The sequence below is a fragment of the Halobiforma lacisalsi AJ5 genome, from assembly GCF_000226975.2.
Classification (GTDB): domain Archaea; phylum Halobacteriota; class Halobacteria; order Halobacteriales; family Natrialbaceae; genus Natronobacterium; species Natronobacterium lacisalsi.
This window is the reverse complement of the sequence record NZ_CP019285.1, coordinates 2772100-2794314: the sequence shown is the minus strand read 5'-3', so window position 1 is coordinate 2794314 and position 22215 is coordinate 2772100. Positions and strand designations below refer to the sequence as shown.

Below are 22215 nucleotides of genomic sequence, written 5' to 3'. Positions count from 1 at the left end.
CTCGAGGGAGAAATACCGTTCGCTGGGGCTGGGCCACGCCGGACCGCACGACGGCCTCCGAACGGGTTCGGGAGCGAACCGCAAGGCGGCAAAGCCGTCCCCGTCCGGGGGCGTTTTTCCCGCGGGGTGGCTACGCCCGCGTACCGTACATGAGTGACCTTTTCTCTCCGCTGTCGCTGCGGGACTGCGAGATACCCAACCGGATCGCGGTCTCGCCGATGTGTCAGTACTCCTGTGACCCCGACGGGCTGCCGACCGAGTGGCACCGCGTCCACCTCGGCAGTCGGGCCGTCGGCGGCGCGGGCATCGTGATGACCGAAGCGACCGCCGTCTCGCCCGAGGGACGGATCACGCCCCACGACCTCGGGATCTGGAGCGACGAGCACGCCGAAGCCCTGCGGCCGATCACCGAGTTCGTCCGTGAGCAGGGGAGCGTACCGGCGATCCAGCTCGCCCACGCGGGTCACAAGGCCAGCAAGACCCGTCCGTGGGACGGCAACGTTCCCATCGCCCCGGACGAGATCGACCCCGACGGCGCGGACGGCTGGGAAGTTCTCTCCCCTTCGCCCGACGCGTACCCGCCGTTCTCGGGTGATCGACCCGCCATGCGGAAGGCGACCCAGGACGACATCGAGGGCGTGATCGAGGCCTACCGCGACGCCGCCGAGCGCTCGCTCGAGGCCGGCTTCGAGATCGCGGAGGTTCACGCCGCCCACGGCTACCTGCTCCACGAGTTCCTCTCGCCGGTCACGAACCGCCGCGAGGACGACTACGGGGGGAGCTTCGAGGACCGAACGCGGCTCCTCCGGGAGGTCGTCCGGGCCGTCCGCGACGTCTGGCCCGAGGGGAAGCCGGTCTTCGTCCGCATCTCCGGGACGGACTGGCTCGAGGACCGCGACTCCTGGGACGTCGACCAGTCGGTTCGGCTGGCGGACGACCTCGCCGAGCTGGGTGTCGACCTGATCGACGTCAGTTCCGGCGGGCTCCACCCCGAGCAGGACGCGCCGGGCGGGCCGAACTTTCAGGTGCCGCTGGCCGAAGCGGTTCGCCAGGGGTCGGATGCGGCCGTCGGTGCCGTCGGCGGGATCACCGAACCCGAACAGGCCGACGCGCTCGTGCGAAACGACCGCACGGACCTCGTGCTGGTCGGTCGCGAGTTCCTCCGGGATCCGTACTTCGGGCTCCGGGCAGCCGAGGACCTCGAGACGGACGCTCCCGAGGAGTGGCCGATCCAGTACCGGCGAGCGGTCCGGTAGTAGTAAAGGATTCGGCGAACATCTTCTCCCCTCGTCCCAGCCGATGGGAGCAGTCGGACGCTTCAATGAGACGGTAAGCTATCGTTCGAACGACGCATGACCGTTGACGAAGGGAGCCGTCGAACGTTCCTGAAAGCAGCCGGCGCGGCGGGGGCGACCGCGCTCGTGGCCGGCTGTTCGGGTAACGACGGGGACGGCGACGGCGAGGACGAGACGGAGAACGGTACCGAAGACGAAGACGACGGCGGTTCCGACGGGTTCGAGATCGATCCCGGCACGCAGATCGAACTCGACGGCCAGACCGCCGGTTGGGAAGGACTCGCCCCCGGCGATATCGAAGGCGAGCAGAACCCGACGCTGATCCTGCAGGAGGGCGAAGACTACGAGATCGGCTGGACCCAGGGCGACGGGTCCCAGCACAACATCGAGATCCGTACCGACGGCGGCGATGTCGTCGACGACCTCTCGACGGAGCAGGTCGCCGAACCCGAGGATCAGTGGCTCGAGTTCACGGCCAGCAGCGAGATGGCCAGTTACGTCTGCGATCCCCACGAGACCACGATGATCGGGGACATCGTCGTCGAGTAGCCGGCCCGATCAGAAGCGCCCGACGGAATCGAACGTCGCGAATCGCGTTGTCTCCGCCGGCGGTCGACCACCCGACCGTCGGTGTCATCCATCATCACCCTTCATCCTTCAGTAGTCACTCCCCCAGCGTCGACGCGGGACGGTCGTTCTCGGTACCGGAAGTCGCAACCCGGAGGGAGTCGTTCCGAGCCGCGTGGATCCGCTGGGGGAACGGAATGTCGATCCCCTCGCGGTCGAACGCCGCGTGGATCGACTCGAGCGCCGCGGTCCGGGCGTCGTGTTCCCGGCGTTTCGTCGGGTCGCCGATCCAGAGGTGGACCTCGAGGAGGATCGCGGAGTCGCCGAACCGCCTGGCGACCGCCTGCGGTGCCGGCGTATCCTTGATCTGTTCGACCCCGCCGACGGCCTCGACGGCCACCGAGCGCGCGTGCTCGAGGTCCGCGTCGTAATCGACGCCGACCTCGAGGTCGATCCGGAGCTGGTCGTTGCGCGAGTAGTTGACGAGTTGGCTGTCGGTCACCTCGTCGTTCGGGACGAGAACGTGGGTGTCGTCGAACGTCTGGATCTTGGTCGTGAAGATAGTGACGTCGGTGACGATCCCGTCGGTCTCGTTGACCTCGATCCAGTCGCCGACGCGGAACGGCCGCGAAAAAAGCAGGATGAACCCGGCCAGCATCGCGGCGAGGGTCTCACGGGCGGTAAGCGCGACGAGGGCCGTAAGCGCGCCGGCGCCGATGAAGACGTTCGTCAGGTCGATCCCCCACAGCGTGAGGATCACCACGCTGACGAACGAGACGATGGCCACATCGGCGACGTGGTGGGCGACCTCGCTCTGGTGTTTCGTGATCGCTTTCGTCTCGGCTGCCTTGTCGATCGACCTGTTGACGGCCCTGATGGCGAGATACGCCGTTGCGATAAGCGCGAAGGTGACGAGTTGCTGGGCCGCGACCCACCGACCGAACGTCATCGTCCGGAACGTGATCCAGAGCACGAACGTCACGCGCCAGACGACGCTGAGCGCGTACACGGTCGCGCCGATGACCGTCGCGAGCGCGAGGATCGACACGATTTCCCCCTTCTGTGAGCCAAACCGCCGCTCGACGGTGGGCCGTAGTCGCGAGATTCCGAGGACCATACCGGCCGCGAGGGCAACGATGGCTACCGTCGCGAGCAGTTGGCTCTGGAGGGAACCGAGATACGCGTCCTGGATGCGCGGAACCGGCTCGGGACGGAGCGAAGACTGCAAGACGTGAAGACGAAAGTGACGACCGGCCATTTCGGACGAAGGGATAGCGGTCCTCCCCGTTTGTATGCAGACCCGGCAGTTTCAACCTCCGCCCGGAGTCGCTGGCGGGTTCGTCCCCGTCGAACGCCAGCGGTCGACGGCCGACGACGCGGGCCCTACTCGTCGCGCCACTTGATCGAACAGCCCCTGGAGGGTCGCCACTCGAGGTCGACCCCCTCGCCGGCGAGGACCGCGTCGATGGCCTCGCGGATGTGATACCGCGTCGCCTCGTCGTCGGGATTCAGGGCGTCGTCGAGTCGACCCTGGTAGACGAGTCGGAACTCGCCGTCGGCCCGTTCGAAGAGGAACGGATCGGGTGTGCATTCCGCGCCGTAGGCTTCGGCGACCTCCTGGCTCTCGTCCCGGAGGTACGCGTCGTACTGGATCCGGCCGTCCGCGACGTACTCGCGCATCGTCTCGAGGGAATCCTCCGGGTACTCCTCGGCGTCGTTGGGGTTGATCCCGACGACCGAGACGTCGTCGTACTCGGCCGCGAGTTCGTTCAGGAGGTCGAACTTCGCCTGTGCGTACGGACAGTGGTTGCAGGTAAACACCACCAGCAGCGCCTCGTCGTCCGCGAACGACTTGAGCGTGTACGTCTCGCCGTCGACCCCCTCGAGTTCGAACGCCGGGGCGGGGTCGCCGGCCTCGAGGTCGGTGTTTGACTCCCGTTGGACCATACGTGAGTGTCGTTCCGCGCGGATCTTAAGACCGCCGGTGGGGACGACCCACATATTTGTACCCCCCGCAACATCGATGGAGTATGCAAACGCTCGAGGTCACCGACGAACAGTACGCGTTCATCCAGCGACTCCGCGCGGAGATCTCCGAGGACGTCGTCGGCAGGTACGGGTTCGTCCGCGAACAGGACGCGATCCAGTTCCTGATCGACAACCTCGGCGACGAGGTAGACGTCGAACTGGACGCCAAGTTCGACGCCTCGGCGACCGACGACGTCGCGGACTCCGTCGACGCGGCGATCGACGGCCAGCCGGATCCGAACGAACTCACCTACGACGGGGACCCGGTCGAGGACGGTGCGGACGACTCTTCCGGGGACGGAGACGACGGGGCCATAGAGGAGGAACTCGAGGACGGGAGTGAGGAGACGGACGATGCCGACGCCGAGGACGCGACCGACGACGATGCCGGTGCCGGCACGAACGGTGACGGAGACGGAGACGGCGAAGCCGACGACGACGACATGCTCGACGAGATGATGAGCCTCCTCGAGACCCACGACGACAAGTGGGAGGAATCCTCGTCCTCGGACTACCGCTACAGCGTCGAACTCCCCGACGGATCGACCGAAGAGGTCCAGACGAAAGACGACGTGCGGGCGCTGCTGTTCAAGAACTACCGATAACCGCAGTGCTCGAGTCCCGGAATCCCTCGAGGACGCCGACCGCAGCCGTCGTCTCTCTCCCCTCGGCCGATATATCAGCTACTTGGACCGTCAAACCCGCCGAAATCCGGCTTTTTGTGCCGTCGGTTCGAACGGAGCCACATGGTCGTCCCCTCGAGGGAGCGATTCGCCGCGCTGTACGAGGCCCTCGAGCGGGACGAACGGCGGGCGTTCGTCGCGGCCCTCTGGGACGCCTGCGGCTGGGAAACGACGGTAGAGGGTGACGTCGTCGTCGCCGTCCGGGACGGCCGAACTCGCCGGCTGAGGGTCGAGGTCCCCCCGGCGGACGACGCCGTCGATCCCGGGAGCCTACGGGACCGATTGCTCTACGCGATCGATCGCGAGGAGGGGGAGCGGCTGTTCCGCGAGTACTTCGATACGAGTCTCGAGGGCGTGACTCGGGGTACCGACGACGACGGGTCGGCGACGACCGACTCGCGGGGCCGGGACCGCGGCGGATCGGCCGCGGATATCGAAGCGAAGAACGGCGATCCCGGACTCGACGGGGCCGATCCGACCCGGCGACGATCGCTCGCCGACCGGAAACACCCGATCGCGGCGCTGGCGGTCGTCTGCGTGGTGCTGGGAATCGCCGTCGCAGGGGTCTGGTTGGGTCCTGGCGCGCTCGGCGACCCGACCGTCGACCGCGCCTCGGACGCCGAACCGACGGGAACGAACCCGGACCGATCCGACGCGGAGCGGGGTTCCGATCCGCGATCGGACGCCGCGGAGTCGACGGCCGACGGCGACGGTCCGGCGGCACTGACGGCCGAGGAGGAAGCGGGACTCGAGGGGACCCCCGGAAGCACCCAGGGGCCGCCGCCGGGGATCTTCCTCACCGGCGTGGACGATCCCGACCGCGTCGCCGCCGAGCACCTCGAGGCGCTCGAGGGGATCGACGCTCTGACGCTGCAGGTCACGGTCGACGGGCCTCGAGAAGCGACCCCGGCGGGGACGCCGCCCGGGGAGTTCCGCGTCCGGATCGAGGACGACGCTTACCGGTTCGAGGCAGGGCCGGACTTCGGGGGCGACGACCGGGAGACCGCCGCGGAACGGTACGGCGACGGCGAGTACGAGTACGTCGTCGTCGAAGACGACGGTGGTCGCTCGTACGAACGCCGTCCGCTCGCAGCGGACGCGAACCCGACGAGACACAGCGCACGGATCGGGGCCGACCTCGTCGAAACGCACTTGATCGACCCGGACGCCGACGTGACGACCGCGCTGGCCGACGGGATCGTCGGGTACCGCGTGAACGCGACGGAACCGCCGGCCCCGCTCGCGAACACGACCGACGGCTACCGGGCCACCGCGTTCGTCGCCCAGACCGGGGTCGTCCTCGAACTCGAGGTCACCTACCACCACTACCCGACAGGGGCGGACGTCCGGATCGCGTTCCGGTACGAGGACGTCGGCGAGACCGTCGTCGAGCCACCCGCGTGGTACGATGCGGCCAAGTCCAGGTCCAGGTCCAGGTCCAGATCCGCAACCGGCTGATTCCGGCCCGGGACACGGATGCGACTCCCAGCCCGCTCGATCGCGTCCGTGCGGAAGCGACAATTCTTTGACCGAGAACAATACTTTTGGTCGCGCTCACGCTTCGAGGTGGTATGAGCGAACGCGAGGTGCTCGAGTTGCTTCGAGAGAACGCGCGGTACTCCGCGGAGGACATCGCGCGAATGACCGACCTCGAGGAGAGCGAGGTCGAAGCAGCGATCGAAGAACTCGAGGCCGCAGGCGTAATCCGCGGCTATCGGGCGGTCGTCGACTGGGACGCCCTCGAGGAAGAGACCGTCCGCGCCGAGGTCGAACTCAACGTCGAACTCGACCGCGAGACGGGATACGACGACATCGCCCAGCGCCTCGTCCGGTTCCCCGAAGTGACGGCGCTTCGGCTTGTCAGCGGCGACTACGACTTCGACATGGAGATCGAGGGCGACTCCATCCGGGAGGTGTCGCAGTTCATCAGCGAGAAGGTCGCGCCGGTCCCAGAGATCACCCAGACGGTCACCCACTACGTGATGACTTCCTACAAGGAGCAAGGGATCGAACTCGGCGACGGCGAGGAGGACGATCGACTCTCGTTCTCGCCATGACCCGCGAGTCCGACGCCGGTTTCGAGTCCGAGTCCGGGCCCGAGTCCGACCCCGAATTCGACTTCGAACCCTCGGAACGCGTGCAGGCGGTGCCGCCCTCGGGCATCCGGCGGTTCTTCGAAATCGCCGAGGAGCGCGACGAGGTCATCTCGCTCGGGGTCGGCGAGCCCGACTTCGCGGCCCCCTGGGCGGCCCGGGACGCGGCGATCACCTCCCTCGAGCAGGGCAAGACCTCCTACACGGCCAATCGGGGGATGCGCGAACTCCGGGAGGCGATCGCCGACTACGCCGACGACCGGTTCGACCTGGAGTACGATCCGGGCGAGGAGATCATCGTCACCGCCGGCGCGAGCGAGGCCGTCGACCTCGCTTTCCGGGCGTTCGTCGATCCCAGCGACACCGTCGCCGTCGCCCAGCCGTCGTACATCTCCTACGAACCCGGCGTGATCTTCGCCGGCGGCGAGGTGCTGCCCGTCCCGACCTACCGCGAGGACGACTTCCGGCTCACCGTCGACGCCCTCGAGGCGGCCGGTGCGGACGAGGCCGACCTGCTCGTGCTCTGTTACCCGAACAATCCGACGGGGGCGATCATGCGCGAGACGGACCTCGAGCCGATCGCCGAGTTCGCCCGCGAGCACGACCTGCTGGTCCTCTCCGACGAGATCTACGCCGAGTTGACCTACGACGGCGACGGGGAGCACACCTCTATCGCAACACTCGAGGGGATGCGCGAGCGGACGGTCGTCTTCAACGGCTTCTCGAAGGCCCACGCGATGACCGGACTCCGGCTGGGATACGCGCTTGCCCCCGCGGACGCGGTGGGCGCGATGAACAAGATCCACCAGTATGCGATGTTGTCGGCGCCGACGACGGCCCAGCACGCCGCCCTCGAGGCGCTCGACTCCTGCGGGGACGAGGTCCGGAACATGGTCGATCAGTACGACCGACGGCGGCAGTTCGTCCTCTCGCGGTTCCGCGAGATCGGCATGGACGTCTTCGAGGCCAAGGGGGCGTTCTACTGTTTCCCCGAGGTCCCCGAGGGCTGGACGAGCGAGGAGTTCGCCGAGGAACTGCTCCGCGAGCAGGGCGTCGCCGTCGTCCCGGGTGACGTCTTCGGGACCGGCGGGGAGGGCCACCTCCGCGTCTCGTACGCGACGGGGCTGGCCGATTTACGCGAGGCGCTGAGTCGGATCGAGGCGTTCGTCGACGAGCACGCCGAGGGCTCCGAAGGCTGACGCCGGGCTCGAGGACGAGCGCGGCCGAATCGTCCGATCAGGACAGCCGCGCGGCGATGTCGGCCTCGGTAATGATCCCGACCGTCTCGCCGGCTTCGGTGATCATCACGGCCTTGTAGTGCTCGAGCAGGTTGCTGATCTCGTCGAGCGTGGCGTCCTTCGAGACCGTCGGGAAGCTCTCGCTCATGTGTTCCTCGACGGGCTCGTCGCGTGCCTCCGAGTCGAGGTGAACGAGGTCGCTCTGGCTGATCGAGCCGACGGGGATCCCGTCCTGGATCACCGCGAGCTGGGAGTAGGCCTCCTCCTCCATCTTGCGGGCGGCCTCGCCCACGGAGTCGTCCGGCGAGACGCTGACGACCGCCTCGTTCATCAGGTCTTCCGCGCGGATGACGTCGCTTTCGGCCTTCTCGAGGGCGTTGACGATCCGCCGGAGCGTCGAGAGCCGCGGGTCGACGTCGCCGCCCTCGATACGGGCGATCAGCGGCTGGGAGACCTCGGCTTTTTCGGCGAGTTCGCTCTGGGTCAGCCCGAGTTCGGTACGCCGTTGGCGGAGGTCCGCCGGGGTCGGGAGTTCCATACGGTACAATAACCACGGGTTATCAAAAACACTTGGGGTCGGTCCCAGTATCGGGAAGCGACCGCGGGACCACCTGAGCGTACAAGCCAGCAGGTTATCCACGCGGTCGTGGACGATACGATGATTCCGATGACTGGCAAGCACACGTGGGCGATCCCGGAGGGCTACATCCCACGGGAAAGTACCGGCCCCGAACCGGAGCTAATTAGCCACGAGTCTCTCTGTGTTCTCAACACCACGGACGAGGACGCGACGCTCGAGATAACGGTCTACTTCACCGGCAGCGACCCGATCGGGCCTTACGAGACGGAGGTCCCCGCGAACCGGACCAGACACTTTCGGTTCAACGAGTTCGAGGACCCTGAGCCCGTCCCGAAAGGCGAGCCGTTCGCGAGCGTGATCGAGTCGGACATCCCCGTGGTCTGCCAACATACGCGGTTGGACTCGCGACAGGCCGAGAACGCGTTGCTCTCGACGGTCGCGTACGGAGAGTGAGTCTCGTCCCTGTCAGTCACAGGGTCGTCCTCGTCCGCCGTCGCCCTGTACGAACCGTCGCAGAACGGCCGACCGTTTGAGCGTCTACATGGGTATATCTAGCAACCTCTCGTCCCGAGAGAGGCCGTGAGTACCGTTTCCCACCTGTGGATCGGTGAACTTCCCACCGCTCGAGCCGGAAGATTTTTTCATCGATCCGATAATAACAGCGGATGTGAAAACGTGGTGATCGGGCCAGATCGTCCGACGGTATCGATGACGTCCGCCCTGGTCTTGATCGGTGGCGTGAGCGCACTCTACGTGGTCCAATTCCGGAACTACCTGCTCTTTCACGGTCTCGTGGAAGTTTTCAGCATCCTCGTCGCCTTCTCCGTGTTCATCCTCTCCTGGCATGCGATCGAGGACATCGAGAGCCCATTCATCGCCGTCATGGGCGTCAGTTACCTGTTTATCGGTGGAGTCGATCTTCTTCATACGCTCGCGTACAAAGGCATGGGAGTGTTTCCGGAGGCGGGCGCGGATCTTCCGACGCAGCTCTGGATCTTCGGACGGTACGTCGAAGCCTGGTCGTTGCTGGGCGCGGCGCTCCTCGGGTTTGTGGCTGCCCGGCGAACCTCCGTGGACGTCCAGTGGGACGAGCGGACGCTATCGTTCCTCGCCGCGGCCTACGCGCTCGTCGTCGGGATCGGTCTGAGCACCGTCTTCGTGTTCGATGTCTTTCCGACGACGTACGTGGAGGGGAGCGGCCTCACCTCGTTCAAGATCAGCAGCGAGTACGGCATCGTCGGACTTCTCGCGATCACTCTTGCCCTGCTGTACGGCTTCCGGGAACGGTTCGCGACGCGGGTGTACCAACTGCTTGCCGCGTCGATCGTGCTGACGATGGGGGCGGAACTCGCCTTCACGTTCTACGTCGACGTGTACGGGATCTCGAACGCCGTCGGCCACTTCTTCAAGATGGGCTCGTTTTACCTGGTCTACCTCGCCGTAGTGAAGACAGGAATTCGGGACCCCCAGAAGACGCTCTACCGGGAGATTGCCCGGCGAGAAGCGGAAACTCGCAAGTTCAAGAGGGCGGCCGACTACTCCGGCCACGCGATTATGATCACCGACGCCGAGGGGACGATCCAGTACGTGAACCAGTCGTGGGAAGAGATGACGGGCTACTCGGCGGCGGAGGCGACCGGGCGCAACCCCCACATTCTCAGCTCTGGCGAACACGACGATCGATTCTACGAGGAGTTCTGGGGGACCATCCAGAACGGCGAGGTCTGGGAAGGCGAAATCATCAACGAACGCAAGAACGGCGAGCGGTTCGTCATCTCCCAGACGGCCGCGCCGATCGTGGATGACGACGAGGAGATCCAGCACTTCGTTGCAGTTAACGACGATATCACTGAGCAGAAAGCCTACGAAGCGGAACTGGAGAACGACCTGCAACGGAGCGTCACGCAGTTGCAGGTCCTGGGTCGCGTACTCCGGCACAACATCCGCAACGAGATGAGCGTGATCATAGGGAACGCGGAGACGATCGCGGAGGACGCCTCCGACGACGTCGCCCAGCGAGCATCAGTGATCGTCGACGAGGGCAACCGAGTCCTCGAGCACGCCGAGAAGCAACGGGAAATCGTCGAACTCCTCCTCGAGCCCTCGAACAGGCGGCCGCTTTCCCTGGCGGAGGTGATCGAATCGGTCTCCGAGGAGTTGCAGCGTCGACACCCCGAGGCAGCGATCGCCGTCGAGGAGTTCGAGGACGTGCAAGTGCGTACACTCCCCGAAATCGAGCAGGCCCTCACGGAGGTCGTCGAGAACGCGATCGTCCACTCCGATCGAGAGCACCCGGCGGTCACGATCGCTGTGTGGTCCGTCGACGGGCGGGTCGAGGTCCGTGTCGAAGACGACGGACCGGGAATCCCCGCCGCGGAACAGCGGGTAATCTCGGAAGACGCGGACATCAGCGCGCTCCTCCACAGCAGCGGCATGGGGCTGTGGCTAGTCGACCAGATCGTCGCGAAATCCGGCGGGGTGCTCCATTTCGACGACGCCGATCCCCGCGGTAGCGTTGTCACTCTCGCTCTCCCACGGGCGTCGGCCGAGAAGAAGCACGTAGTGAGCCCGCCCAGATGACCAGCCTAATCGGGTCGAACAGCGGACCGTCCACGCCCACGCCGGGAAGTCCATCGCGACGGTTCGCCCATCGGTTTGGATACGACGGGGCGATCCTCGAGTGCGGTCTCTACGACGAACCGCTCCGTCGGCGGCGTGAGACGCGCTCTTCGGACGTGTTTTCGGTGACGACCTCGTACAGCAGCGCCCGCCGTCCGTCCGCTTTCGGGCGCAGGATCCGGCCGAGCCGCTGGGTGAACTCCCGTTCGCTGCCGCTACCCGAGAGCACGACCGCGACCGAGGCGTCGGGGACGTCGACCCCCTCGTCGAGGACGTTCGAGGTCGCGATCCGGCTGTAGGTCCCCTCGCGGAACCGCTCTAAGATCTCCCGCCGTTCCGGGGTGGCGGTCCGGTGGGTGATCGTCGGGATCAGGAACCGCTCGCTGACGTCGTACGCGAGGTCGTTGTGCGCCGTGAAGACGATCGTCCGGGCGTCGCGGTGGCGATCGAGGATCGACTCGAGCGCGTCGATCTTCGCCCGACTGCCGCGGGCGATCTCGCGGGCGCGCTGGCGGGCGAGCAGCGCCTCCCGCGCGGCGGGATCGGAGCCGGAGCGTTTGACGAGTTCCTGGTAGTCGGAGCCGCTTCGCATTTGAATGTTCGAACGCGCGAGGTAGTCGGTGAACGTCTCCTGGTTGCGCTCGTACTCCTCGCGCTCCTCGGGTGTCAGCGACACCTCGAGGCGCTTGACGTCGTAGGAAGCGAGGTGGTCGCCGGCCAGTTCGTCCGCGTCGATCCGGTGGACCAGCGGGCCGACGATCCGCTCGACGACCTCGTGGGCTCCGTCGGGTCGTTCGAAGGTCGCGGTCAGGCCGAGTCGCGCAGGGGCGGCCAGCAGGCGGGCGATCTCGCGGTAGCCCTCGCCGCCGAGGTGGTGGACCTCGTCGAAGACGACGAGGCCGAACCGGTCGCCGACGGCGTCGGCCTTGCGGTAGGCGGAGTCGTAGGTGGAGACGGTAATCGGCTCGCGGCGTTGCTCGCCGCCGCCGAACCGGCCGATCGCCACGCCGTCCGATCCCCCGAGGCCCGCGCTCGAGGCCGAGGCCCCGAACTCCGCCTCGAGTTCGTCGAGCCACTGCTCCTGGAGGTCGATCGTCGGGACGACGACGAGCGTCGGGACGTCGAGCCGTTCGATCGCGGCCAGCGCGATGACGGTCTTTCCGCTGCCGGTGGGGAGTTCGAGCACGCCGGCGGGTGCGCGCTGCGGAGCGTCGGAGACGAAGTCGCCTCCGGCCCCCGTCCAGCGGTCCGTCTCGAGCCAGTCGGCGAGCGCCTCGTGCTGGTACTCGCGGAGTTCGTACGTCGAGTCCAGGTCGGGAACGGACGGCAGTGAGAGGGTCCGATCGTCGATCGCGGCCGAATCGAACGCCGCCGCCAGCGCGCGACGGAGCGTGGCGTACCGCAGGGCGGGCACGCGATGGCCGCCCGTTCGGGGATCGTCCTCGAGTTCGAGTTCCGGTTGCCGTTCCCGCAATCGGCGGGCCGTGGCCTCCTCGAGGCCGTCGATCCGGACCGTCCCGTCCTCGTACCGGAGTTCGATCGGCGACTCGGGCGTGGCGGACCGCGTCACGGCTCCAACTGGGGGATCGATGGTCAAATACTGTCTGGATCGATCGGGGCCGGGACCGAGAGCCGGCCCGGAATCCGTGGCTGGCGGCGCGAGCCGTGGCGCCCCCAGAGAACTTTATACTCGTCCGTGCCCTGGAGGACGTCGATGGCGAGCGATTCCGCGGTCGACACCCCCGCCGTCGACCATCGAGTAGACGCAACCGACGGCGCCGTTCACGGCGCCTGGAACAACGGTCTCGAGCCCGTGCTGACAGTCGCGTCCGGCGACGTCCTCGAGATCGAGTGCCGGGACGCGACGAACGGCCAACTCGGTCCGGACGCGACGGTCGGGGACCTGGCCGCGCTGGACGTCGACCAGGTACACGCGCTGACGGGGCCGGTCGCCGTCGAAGGGGCCGAACCCGGGGACGTTCTCCAGGTGGAGGTGCTCGGCCTCGAGCACCGCGGCTGGGGATACACCCTCGTCCTCCCGGGCGAGTCGGGGATGGGGTTGCTCCCCGAGGAGTTCCCGGAGCCGGCGATCCACGTCTGGGACCTCGCGGACGGCGTCGCCCGCTTCGTCGACGGGATCGAGGTGCCGCTGGCTCCGTTCCCCGGTATCGTCGGCGTTGCCCCCGCCGCGGACGGCGAACACGATACGAACCCGCCACGGGCCGTCGGCGGCAACCTCGACGTCAAACACCTCGGGGCCGGGTCGACGCTGTCCCTTCCGATCGAGGTCGAGGGTGCGCTGTTCAGTATCGGCGACTGCCACGCCGCACAGGGCGACGGGGAGGTCTGCGTCTCGGGGATCGAAGCGCCGATGTCGGTTACGTGCCGGCTCACCGTCCGGTCTGACCTCGAGATCGATCGCCCACGATTCGAGACCGACGGGCCGTTCACGCCGACCGGCCGCGACGAGCGGATGGTGGGGACGACCGGACTCGGCGACGACGTCCGCGAGGCGGCGAGAGACGCCGTCCGTGGGATGATCGACCACCTCCGGGCGGAGCGGGGACTCTCCCGTGAGCAGGCCTACCTGCTGTGTTCGACCGTCGTCGATCTGAAGATCAACCAGCTCGTCAACGAGCCGACCGCGACCGTCTCCGCGTACCTCCCCGAGAGCGTCTTCCCCGACTGATGCCGACTCGAGGAGGGGCCGCTCGGGTGATCGTCGTTGGTAGAACACACTTATTCGTCGGCCGCGTACGGGCGGCATGAGTCGACATCCAGCGCTCGTTTTTCGGGTGAATCGCTGTCACGGACCCGGAGCCGGAGGGGAAGAGAAATGGGAACCGGAACCGGGCCATGACTGACGAGACCGACCCCGACGCAGCAGCGACCGATTTCGGATCGGAGACCGTGAGCGGCGAGGCCGGGTCCGACTGCGACGACGCGCGGACCCTCCCCGACGACCTCGCGCGCCGTGCGTTCGACGTCGGGCCCATCAGCACGGTGATCGTCGACTCGGACGGCTGTATCGTCTTCGCGAACGCTCGAGCCGTCGAGACGCTCGGCCTCTCCCGCGCGGAGATCACCAGCCGACGGTACGGAGAAACGGACTGGGATATCTACGACGACGACGGCGCGCCCATCTCCAGGGCGGAGCATCCGGTGACTCACGTCATCGAGACCGGCGAACCCGTCTTCGGGTTCGAGCACTGGCTCGAGCGGCCGGACGGGTCGGAACGGTGGCTGACGTCGAACTCCGCGCCGGTGACGAACGAGGGCGTCGTCGAGTACGTCGTCGTCTCGTTCGAGGACGTGACCGCGCTGAAACGCCGCGAGGAGCGATTGACGAGCGACCACGTGCGCCGGGTCGAGTTCCGGACGGACCGCTCGGCGGTGCCGCCCTCCCTGCGGGTCGACCGTGGCGAGTGGCGGATCGAGGTCGAATCGGTCGTCTCGATGCCCGACGGGGCGACCGTCCAGTACATGGGGACGGCGGACCTCTCCGCGGGCGCGTTCGTCACCGCCGTCGAGGAGGTGCCACACTACGTCGACGTTCGCCTGCTCAGCACGGCCGACGGCTACAGCCGGGTCGAGGCCCGCGCCGAGTCCGCGACGGTATCGGAGGTGTTTCAGGAACTCGGCGGCCACCCCCTCGCCATCGCCATCGCTCACGACGAGGTCCGCTTTCTGGGGAACCTGCCGGGTGACGTCGATCACCGGCTGGCCGCCGAGGGAATCCGAACGTTCCACCCCGAGGTCGAACTGGTCTCCGAGGACCTCGTCTACTCGCCGCATCTGCTGTACGACGTCGTCGTCGACGAACTCACCGACCGGCAGTTCGCCGCCCTCGAGGCCGCGTACTTCAGCGGCTACTTCGATACCCCCCGGACCAGTACCGGCGACGAACTCTCGGAGCGGTTCGGCGTGACCAGACAGACGTTCAACCAGCACCTCCGCAAGGCCCAGCGGAGCGTCTTCCGACAACTGTACGAAAAGTCGGGCGAGACGGCACGCTGACTAGTCAGCGTCCAGCCTTACGGCGACGTCAGGCGTAGGGACCGCTAATGAGTGATAACCTGACTCGATCCGATTCCAACCCAACCCAGTCGTCCGACCACAGCCCCGCAGGGAACGACGTCACCGAGGTCGTCCACGACCGATTCGACGCGAGCGACGATTCGGTCGTCGTTGCCGTCGTCGAAACCGTCGCGACCGTCGTCGACCGCGATCCCCTCGAGATGCCGCCGCTGTTCGAGAGCGTCGACACCGAAGCCCTGGAAACGCTCGTACGTTCGCCACCCCGGGACCGGGATTCCCGGCTCGAGGTGACGTTTTCCTACCTGGACTGTCCCGTCACGGTCTCGGCTCGCGGCGACGTCGTGGTCGAAGTTCCCGGTCGGTAGCCGCCGTTTTCGAACCGGCGGGAGTACTCGCGGACCCACGGCTTCGATCGGGGGTTTGGGCTTTCGAGCCGGTTCGGCGGCCGGCAAACGTGTTACGGGAACTGATACTGCTCGGATACTGCTCGCAGTGAGTCGCCCCGCACGAGCGGTGACCTCAACCCTTTTATTACCGCTGTTCGTTGACCCGAACATGAGCGAAGACGAGGGCACGAACCATTCGGCCCAGGGTGTCCCGTCAGAGGAGGAATCCGACGACGGCGAGACGACTGTCGACGAACGGTCGACTGCCGGAACCGAAACGGAGCCCGAAACCGAACCCGACACCGCAGACGGGGAATCGACGACCGACGACGGCGCGGGCGACGAAACGGAAGACGCGAGCGACGAGTCGGCCCCGGCGTCGGAGTCAGCCGAGGCGGAGGTGGAGTCCGACTTCGACTCCGATTCGGACTCCGAATCCGAATCCGAACCCGGACCCGAGGACGACCACGTCCCGGAAACCAGCGCCGACGTCCAGCGGATCCTCGACCGCGTCACCGAGTACGACGACGAACTCGCCCACAAGGTCAACTCGATCGTCGACCAGGCGCGGGACCTCTCTGGCACCGTTTCCCACCAGCGCGAGGAACTCGAGGACCTCTCCGAGCGCGTCGAGTCCCAGGCCGAGACGATCGGGACCCTCCAGGAGGAACTCGAGGCCCGCGAGCGGGCGATCGAGGAGCGCGACGAGCAACTCGAGGAGTACGAGGAGGAGATCGAGGACCTGAAGAGTCGCCTCAAGCGCAAGCAGGCCGACTTCCAGAATTACAAGAAGCGGGCCAAGAAGCGCCAACAGCAGATCAAAGACCGCGCGACCGAGGACCTGGTCGAACGGCTCGTCGACGTCCGGGACAACCTCAAGCGCGCCCTCGAGGAGGAGAGCGGCGACGCCGAGAGCCTGCGCGACGGCGTCGAGATGACCCTCCGGGAGTTCGACCGCATCCTCGAGGACGAGAACGTCACGGAGGTCGACCCCGAACCGGGCGACGAGGTCGACCCGCAGCGTCACGAAGTGATGATGAAAGTCGACAGCGACCGGCCCGAGGGGACGGTCGCCGACGTCTACACGCCGGGCTACGAGATGGGCGACAAGGTCATCCAGCACGCGCAGGTGACCGTTTCGAACGGAGAACAAGCGGAGGACGAAGACGGTGCGGAGGCCGAAGCCGACGAGGACGCGGATGAGAACGCGGACGCGAACGCGGAGGCCCAGTCTGCCGCCGACGAAGCCGACAGCGGCGAGGACGCGGACGGGACCCCCGATGGCTCCGACGACAGTGAGGGAGAGGCGGAGTCGGACGACGCTGGCGACGAAAACGACGGCGAGGACGAGGACGACGAAGCGATCGAACTCGGCGGCGAGGTCGCTGGGGACGCCGAGGCTGACGAGTAAGGCTGTTTCTTCTTATCCGGTCGGAGCGCGTTTGGGTTCGATCGAGCAACCCATCTCGAAGCGACTCGATTCGTTCCGACCTCACGTTCGACCCCGATCGTACCGCCCGCTGCGCTTTTATTCGCGACCTGACTCGAGCTAGTAACGTTTAAACCAAAGTGCGCACAATCCACTCCATAATGGCGAGCAACAAGATTCTCGGTATCGACCTCGGGACGACGAACAGCGCGTTCGCGGTGATGGAAGGCGGCGATCCGGAGATCATCGCCAACGCGGAAGGCGAACGAACGACCCCTTCCGTCGTCGCCTTCACCGAGGACGACGAACGACTCGTCGGGAAGCCGGCGAAGAACCAGGCCGTCCAGAACCCCGAGCGCACGATCCAGTCGATCAAGCGCCACATGGGGGAGGACGACTACACCGTCGAGATCGAGGGTGAGGAGTACACGCCCGAAGAGATCTCGGCGATGATCCTCCAGAAGATCAAACGCGACGCCGAGGAGTACCTCGGCGACGAGGTCGAGAAGGCCGTCATCACGGTCCCCGCCTACTTCTCGGACCGCCAGCGCCAGGCGACCAAGGACGCCGGCGAGATCGCCGGCTTCGAGGTCGAGCGCATCGTCAACGAGCCCACCGCCGCGTCGATGGCCTACGGGCTCGACGACGAGTCCGACCAGACCGTGCTCGTCTACGACCTCGGGGGTGGCACCTTCGACGTCTCCATCCTCGATCTCGGCGGCGGCGTCTACGAGGTCGTCGCCACGAACGGTGACAACGACCTCGGCGGCGACGACTGGGACCAGGCGATCATCGACTGGCTCGCCGAGGAGTTCGAGGACGAACACGGGATCGACCTCCGCGAGGACCGCCAGGCCCTCCAGCGGCTGAAAGACGCCGCCGAGGAGGCCAAGATCGAACTCTCCTCGCGCAAGGAGACCGAGATCAACCTGCCGTTCATCACCGCGACGGACGACGGCCCCATCCACCTCGAGAAGTCGCTCACCCGCGCGAAGTTCGAGTCACTGACCGAGGACCTCATCGAGCGGACCGTCGAACCGACCGAACAGGCCCTCGAGGACGCAGGCTACGAGAAGAGCGACATCGACGAGGTGCTGCTCGTCGGCGGTTCGACCCGGATGCCTCAGGTCGAGGAGAAGGTCGAGGAACTCACCGGGCAGCAGCCCCAGAAGAACGTCAACCCCGACGAGGCCGTCGCGCTGGGCGCGGCGATCCAGGGCGGCGTCCTCGGCGGCGAGGTCGACGACATCGTCCTGCTCGACGTCACCCCGCTCTCGCTCGGTATCGAGGTCAAGGGCGGACTCTTCGAGCGTCTGATCGAGAAGAACACGACGATCCCGACCGAGGAATCCAAGATCTTCACCACTGCGGCGGACAACCAGACCACCGTCCAGGTCCGGGTCTTCCAGGGTGAACGCGAGATCGCCGAGGAGAACGAACTGCTCGGCGAGTTCCACCTGACCGGCATCCCGCCGGCGCCCGCCGGGACGCCCCAGATCGAGGTCACGTTCTCGATCGACGAGAACGGGATCGTCAACGTCTCCGCCGAGGACAAAGGCTCCGGCGAGAGCGAGGAGATCACCATCGAGGGCGGTGCCGGCCTCTCGGACGACGAGATCGAGCGCCTGCAGCAGGAGGCCGAAGAGCACGCCGAGGAGGACCAGAAGCGCCGCGAGCGCATCGAGGCCCGCAACACGGCCGAGGCGACGATCCAGCGCGCCGAGAAACTCTTGGAGGAGAACGACGAGCAGGTCGACGACGACCTTCGCGAGACGATCGAGGCGGCCATCGAAGACCTCGAGGAGACGATCGACGACGACGAGGCCGACGCCGAGGAGATCGAGACGGCGACCGAGGAACTGAGCCAGGAACTCCAGGAGATCGGCAAGCAGGTCTACCAGCAGGCCGAGGGCGCAGCGGGCGCCGGCGGCGCTGCTGGCGGTGCCGCGGGCGGCGCTGCGGGTGCCGGCCCCGGCGGCATGGGCGGTATGGGCGGCGGCCCGAACCCCGGTCCGGGTGCCGGTGCCGGTGCCGGTGCAGGCGCCGGCGCCGCCGGTGCCGAGGACGACGAGGAGTACGTCGACGCCGACTTCGAGGACGTCGACTTCGACGAGGACGACGAGGAGTAACCGACGCCCGCGACGGCGATCCCGTTCGCCGTTCGGATCGCCGTCGTCGCTAACTGCACGAACGCGAAACGCGTCACCGTAGTCCGGTCGGACTCGAGCGGTCCCCGATCCCCCTCTCGAGTGTGCCGTCGCTCGCCACTCGCGTCCCGTTCACAGCCTTCGTTCGTTTGAAGTGGCTCAACCGACTATCGGTGGACAACGAATGAGCGAGGATTTCTACGACGTGCTCGGTGTGAGCCCCGACGCCTCCACCGAGGAGATCAAGAAGGCCTACCGGGAGAAGGCCACGGAATACCACCCGGACGTCAGCGACGATCCCGACGCCGAGGAGAAGTTCAAGAAGATACAGAAGGCCAAGAAGGTCCTGACCGACGAGGAGAAGCGCAAGGCCTACGACCGGATGGGCCACGATCGCTACGAACAGGCCGAGAAACACGGCTTCGACGCCGGCGAAGGCGGCGCAGGTGGCATGGGCGGCGACCCCTTCGGCGGCATGGGCGGTGGCGGCATGGGCGGCGGCCTCGGCGATATCTTCGAGCAGGTCTTCGGCGGCGGCGCGGGCCGCGGCCGACGCCGCCAGCGCAAGGGCCAGGACCTCCGAACGGAACTCGAGATCGACCTGGAGGAAGCCTTCGAGGGCGTCGAGAAGCAGTTCACGATCGAGCGTCCCGAGGCCTGTGACGCGTGTAACGGCGAGGGCCATCCCCCGGACGCCGACTCCCGAACCTGTCCGGAGTGTCAGGGTCGCGGCCAGAAGCGCCAGGTCCAGCAGACGCCGCTCGGCCGGGTCCAGCAGACGACCACCTGTCGCCGCTGTGAAGGTGAGGGGACGATCTACTCCGAGACCTGCAGCGAGTGTCGCGGCGAAGGGTACGTCCGCAACGAGACGACCCTGACGGTGGAGGTGCCGGCCGGCATTCAGGACGGCCAGACCCTGCGGATGGAACGCGAGGGCGCGCCCAGCCCCGACGGCGGTCCGAAAGGCGACCTGCTGATCGACGTCTCGATCCGCGAACACGAGGAGTTCGAACGCGAGGGCGACGACCTGCGCTACCGCCTTCCCATCTCGTTCCCGCAGGCGACGTTCGGCGACACGGTCGAGGTCCCGACGCTCGACGGCGCGGCCGAGTTCGAGATCCCCGCGGGCACCCAGAGCGGCGAGACGTTCCGCCTCGAGGGCAAGGGGATGCCCCGCCTGCGCGGGCGTGGCCAGGGCGACCTCTACGTGCAGGTCCAGGTCGTCACCCCCGAGAGCCTGAACGAGGAACAGCGCGAGGCACTCGAGGCCTTCGCCGAGGCTGGCGGCGACGAGATCGAGGTCAACGAGGGATTCTTCGAGAAGATCAAGCGAGCGTTCTGAGGCGTTTAGCGACCGCGAGACGGTCGCTTGCTGCCGCTGGCCGCCCATTCATACCGGATCCGGTGGTCGCTTCTCGCTCCCTTCCGCCCCCACGTCTACCCTCGGTGATATGATCCGCACGGTGGTATTTCGGGTCGAATCGGTGATCTCTGGGCTGACTCCCCTCGAGCGTGGGCTACCGGCCGACCGGCAACGGGCCGACCCAATTCGGTGTTACCCGCGCTCGGTCACCGGGTCAGTCGTCGAGTAGATACTGCCGGTTCGCAACCTGAAATCCGGCATCCGTTTACGTCCTCCAGAGTGTGCTGGCCTGAACATTCGTCGTAACAGGCGATTTCCAGATTATGTCGTCGATCGTGCTCGACGTTTTCTTTCACCACATTATCTCTCATGCAAAATAGTGAACCGTGGGCTGGAGATAGTACCGGTCGTATGGTACGAATTCAACCCGCACAACAGGTACAGGTCCCCGAATGGTTGCAGGAGCCGGTTGCGGAACTGCTCACGTTCCTGCCCCGGATCGTCGGAGCGCTGGTCATCCTCTTCGTCGGCTGGATCGTCGGCCGACTCGTCGCGCGACTCGTCCGCGGGATCGCCGACGGCATCGAACTCGACCGGATGGTCCTCGAGACGCCGCTCGGGCGGATACTTGGCGGCACGGAACGGGCCATCTCGAAAGCGTTCGGAAAACTCGGAAAGTGGCTGGTCTACGGCCTCGCCGTCCTCGCGGCCGCGAATGCTCTCGCGATCCCGACGCTCTCCGAGTGGATCTCGACCGCCGTCGCTTACCTGCCTGCCCTCATCGCGGGCCTGCTCGTCATCGTCCTCGGGTTCATACTGGCCGACTTCATCGGCGACGTGATCGAGCGGACCCGGGCGGCGACGGAGACGGCCTACACCAGTTGGTTCGCGGACGGCGCACGGATGTTCCTCTACTTCACGGCGATCGTCATCGGCCTCGACACGATGGGGATCGACGTGGGCATCCTGTACGTCTTCGCGCGGGCGCTGGCCTGGGGCCTGGCGGCCGCCGTCGCGATCGGTGCCGGCGTCGCCTTCGGGTGGGGCGGCAAGGACTACGTCGCCGAGAACATCGACCGCTGGATGGGTCGCGCGAGTATTGCTGGGTCCGGCGAGAGCGGAACCGGAACCGGCGGACGGCAGAGTACGAGCGAGTCCCCCGGACCCGACCGCGAACCCGGTCCCGGTCCCGGTTCGGGCGCCGAGGACGACTGAGTCGGTCCGACCTGACGCGACCGCTGGCCGGTGACGAACCCGCTCGTCCCGTCACTCCGCCGGCGACGCGTCGGATTCGGACTTCTCCCCGCCCGTCCGAAACAGCGGACGGACCGGTACGACCACGGAGGATCGAACGACCCGTCCGTCGATCGATCGCCACTTCTCGAGTCGCGCGAGGCGGTGGGAGTCGGCGTACGCGTCCTCGATCCGGTCGAGGATCGCGTCGAAGGCGTCCGCGTCGAAGTGGGCGGCCGGGACGCGGTCGGTGTCGACGGCGATCCCGCGCAGTTGGGGCACGACGTCGAGTCGGCCCTCGAAGAGGTACTCCAGGTCCTCGATCCGGTCGTGGACCGCGCCGACGGACGGCCCGTCCGTCCCCCCGGGGAACGAGACGTAGGCCTGGTACTGATCCGGTCGACCCGTCACGCGACGCCTCCAGATCGTTCGTAGCCAGTTCATCTGTTCCCCTCGGCTGCGGGCCGGTACGACCGGTCGCCGAGGCGATCGGTGGCGCTCCCGTCGGCGGCGTCG

20 protein-coding genes are annotated in these 22215 nt (G+C 66.9%); 15 read left to right on the top strand and 5 right to left on the bottom strand.

Features of this window, described 5'->3' with window-relative positions; genetic code table 11:
- The first annotated feature begins 149 nt into the window (after nt 1–149).
- Complete coding sequence (locus CHINAEXTREME_RS13505; RefSeq protein WP_007141886.1) at nt 150–1256, top strand: NADH:flavin oxidoreductase/NADH oxidase; 1107 nt, start codon at nt 150–152, stop codon at nt 1254–1256.
- 96 nt (nt 1257–1352) lie between these two features.
- Complete coding sequence (locus tag CHINAEXTREME_RS13500) at nt 1353–1844, top strand: plastocyanin/azurin family copper-binding protein (RefSeq protein WP_007141885.1); 492 nt, start codon at nt 1353–1355, stop codon at nt 1842–1844.
- 115 nt (nt 1845–1959) lie between these two features.
- Here the strand turns inward: CHINAEXTREME_RS13500 and CHINAEXTREME_RS13495 are convergent, their stop codons facing one another.
- Both CHINAEXTREME_RS13495 and CHINAEXTREME_RS13490 read right to left on the bottom strand, forming a co-directional pair.
- On the bottom strand, nt 1960–3120 hold the full coding sequence (locus tag CHINAEXTREME_RS13495; protein WP_007141884.1) for a mechanosensitive ion channel family protein: 1161 nt from the start codon (nt 3118–3120) through the stop codon (nt 1960–1962).
- A gap of 125 nt (nt 3121–3245) precedes the next feature.
- A complete protein-coding gene (locus CHINAEXTREME_RS13490; protein WP_007141883.1) occupies nt 3246–3809 on the bottom strand; it encodes a thioredoxin family protein in 564 nt (187 codons plus the stop codon).
- An 83-nt stretch (nt 3810–3892) separates the two neighbouring features.
- Here CHINAEXTREME_RS13490 and CHINAEXTREME_RS13485 point away from each other — a divergent pair, with 83 nt between their 5' ends.
- The 4 genes from CHINAEXTREME_RS13485 to CHINAEXTREME_RS13470 all read left to right on the top strand — a co-directional run bounded on the left by CHINAEXTREME_RS13485 (nt 3893) and on the right by CHINAEXTREME_RS13470 (nt 7865).
- Nucleotides 3893–4495 carry a hypothetical protein gene (locus CHINAEXTREME_RS13485; protein ID WP_007141882.1) on the top strand — a complete coding sequence of 201 codons (603 nt, stop codon included), beginning with the start codon at nt 3893–3895 and terminating at the stop codon, nt 4493–4495.
- A gap of 141 nt (nt 4496–4636) precedes the next feature.
- On the top strand, nt 4637–6031 hold the full coding sequence (locus tag CHINAEXTREME_RS13480) for a hypothetical protein (RefSeq protein WP_007141881.1): 1395 nt from the start codon (nt 4637–4639) through the stop codon (nt 6029–6031).
- A gap of 113 nt (nt 6032–6144) precedes the next feature.
- Entirely contained in the window at nt 6145–6630 is a 486-nt protein-coding gene (locus CHINAEXTREME_RS13475; RefSeq protein ID WP_007141880.1) for an Lrp/AsnC family transcriptional regulator, read from the top strand.
- Nucleotides 6627–7865 (top strand): pyridoxal phosphate-dependent aminotransferase, encoded by a 1239-nt coding sequence (locus CHINAEXTREME_RS13470; protein WP_007141879.1) that lies wholly within the window; start codon nt 6627–6629, stop codon nt 7863–7865. The genes CHINAEXTREME_RS13475 and CHINAEXTREME_RS13470 overlap by 4 nt, the downstream gene beginning before the upstream one ends.
- Before the next feature lie 37 nt (nt 7866–7902).
- On the opposite strand, the gene CHINAEXTREME_RS13465 is transcribed toward CHINAEXTREME_RS13470, so the two are convergent.
- The gene (locus tag CHINAEXTREME_RS13465) at nt 7903–8442 is read right to left on the bottom strand and encodes a CBS domain-containing protein (protein ID WP_007141878.1); all 540 of its coding nucleotides are present in this window, start codon (nt 8440–8442) and stop codon (nt 7903–7905) included.
- 129 nt (nt 8443–8571) lie between these two features.
- Between CHINAEXTREME_RS13465 and CHINAEXTREME_RS13460 the strand changes: the two genes are divergently transcribed.
- The gene (locus tag CHINAEXTREME_RS13460; RefSeq protein ID WP_029601661.1) at nt 8572–8937 is read left to right on the top strand and encodes a sensory rhodopsin transducer; all 366 of its coding nucleotides are present in this window, start codon (nt 8572–8574) and stop codon (nt 8935–8937) included.
- Between the two features lie 126 nt (nt 8938–9063).
- Nucleotides 9064–11064, top strand: a complete 2001-nt coding sequence (locus CHINAEXTREME_RS13455) for an MASE3 domain-containing protein (RefSeq protein WP_238593283.1) — start codon at nt 9064–9066, stop codon at nt 11062–11064.
- Between the two features lie 109 nt (nt 11065–11173).
- Here CHINAEXTREME_RS13455 and CHINAEXTREME_RS13450 read toward each other — a convergent pair whose 3' ends face one another.
- Nucleotides 11174–12673 carry a DEAD/DEAH box helicase family protein gene (locus tag CHINAEXTREME_RS13450; RefSeq protein ID WP_007141875.1) on the bottom strand — a complete coding sequence of 500 codons (1500 nt, stop codon included), beginning with the start codon at nt 12671–12673 and terminating at the stop codon, nt 11174–11176.
- Between the two features lie 144 nt (nt 12674–12817).
- Here CHINAEXTREME_RS13450 and CHINAEXTREME_RS13445 point away from each other — a divergent pair, with 144 nt between their 5' ends.
- The 7 genes from CHINAEXTREME_RS13445 to CHINAEXTREME_RS13415 all read left to right on the top strand — a co-directional run bounded on the left by CHINAEXTREME_RS13445 (nt 12818) and on the right by CHINAEXTREME_RS13415 (nt 21681).
- Nucleotides 12818–13792, top strand: a complete 975-nt coding sequence (locus tag CHINAEXTREME_RS13445; RefSeq protein ID WP_007141874.1) for an acetamidase/formamidase family protein — start codon at nt 12818–12820, stop codon at nt 13790–13792.
- A gap of 167 nt (nt 13793–13959) precedes the next feature.
- Complete coding sequence (locus CHINAEXTREME_RS13440; protein ID WP_007141873.1) at nt 13960–15120, top strand: helix-turn-helix domain-containing protein; 1161 nt, start codon at nt 13960–13962, stop codon at nt 15118–15120.
- Between the two features lie 47 nt (nt 15121–15167).
- A complete protein-coding gene (locus CHINAEXTREME_RS13435; RefSeq protein ID WP_007141872.1) occupies nt 15168–15506 on the top strand; it encodes a HalOD1 output domain-containing protein in 339 nt (112 codons plus the stop codon).
- Between the two features lie 190 nt (nt 15507–15696).
- Nucleotides 15697–16938 carry a nucleotide exchange factor GrpE gene (gene grpE / locus CHINAEXTREME_RS13430; protein ID WP_007141871.1) on the top strand — a complete coding sequence of 414 codons (1242 nt, stop codon included), beginning with the start codon at nt 15697–15699 and terminating at the stop codon, nt 16936–16938.
- 179 nt (nt 16939–17117) lie between these two features.
- Nucleotides 17118–19085 carry a molecular chaperone DnaK gene (dnaK, locus tag CHINAEXTREME_RS13425; RefSeq protein WP_007141870.1) on the top strand — a complete coding sequence of 656 codons (1968 nt, stop codon included), beginning with the start codon at nt 17118–17120 and terminating at the stop codon, nt 19083–19085.
- 202 nt (nt 19086–19287) lie between these two features.
- Complete coding sequence (gene dnaJ, locus CHINAEXTREME_RS13420) at nt 19288–20445, top strand: molecular chaperone DnaJ (protein WP_007141869.1); 1158 nt, start codon at nt 19288–19290, stop codon at nt 20443–20445.
- Between the two features lie 432 nt (nt 20446–20877).
- Nucleotides 20878–21681 carry a mechanosensitive ion channel family protein gene (locus CHINAEXTREME_RS13415; RefSeq protein ID WP_029601660.1) on the top strand — a complete coding sequence of 268 codons (804 nt, stop codon included), beginning with the start codon at nt 20878–20880 and terminating at the stop codon, nt 21679–21681.
- 51 nt (nt 21682–21732) lie between these two features.
- On the opposite strand, the gene CHINAEXTREME_RS13410 is transcribed toward CHINAEXTREME_RS13415, so the two are convergent.
- Nucleotides 21733–22143 (bottom strand): hypothetical protein, encoded by a 411-nt coding sequence (locus tag CHINAEXTREME_RS13410; RefSeq protein WP_029601659.1) that lies wholly within the window; start codon nt 22141–22143, stop codon nt 21733–21735.
- Nucleotides 22144–22215: the final 72 nt, after the last annotated feature.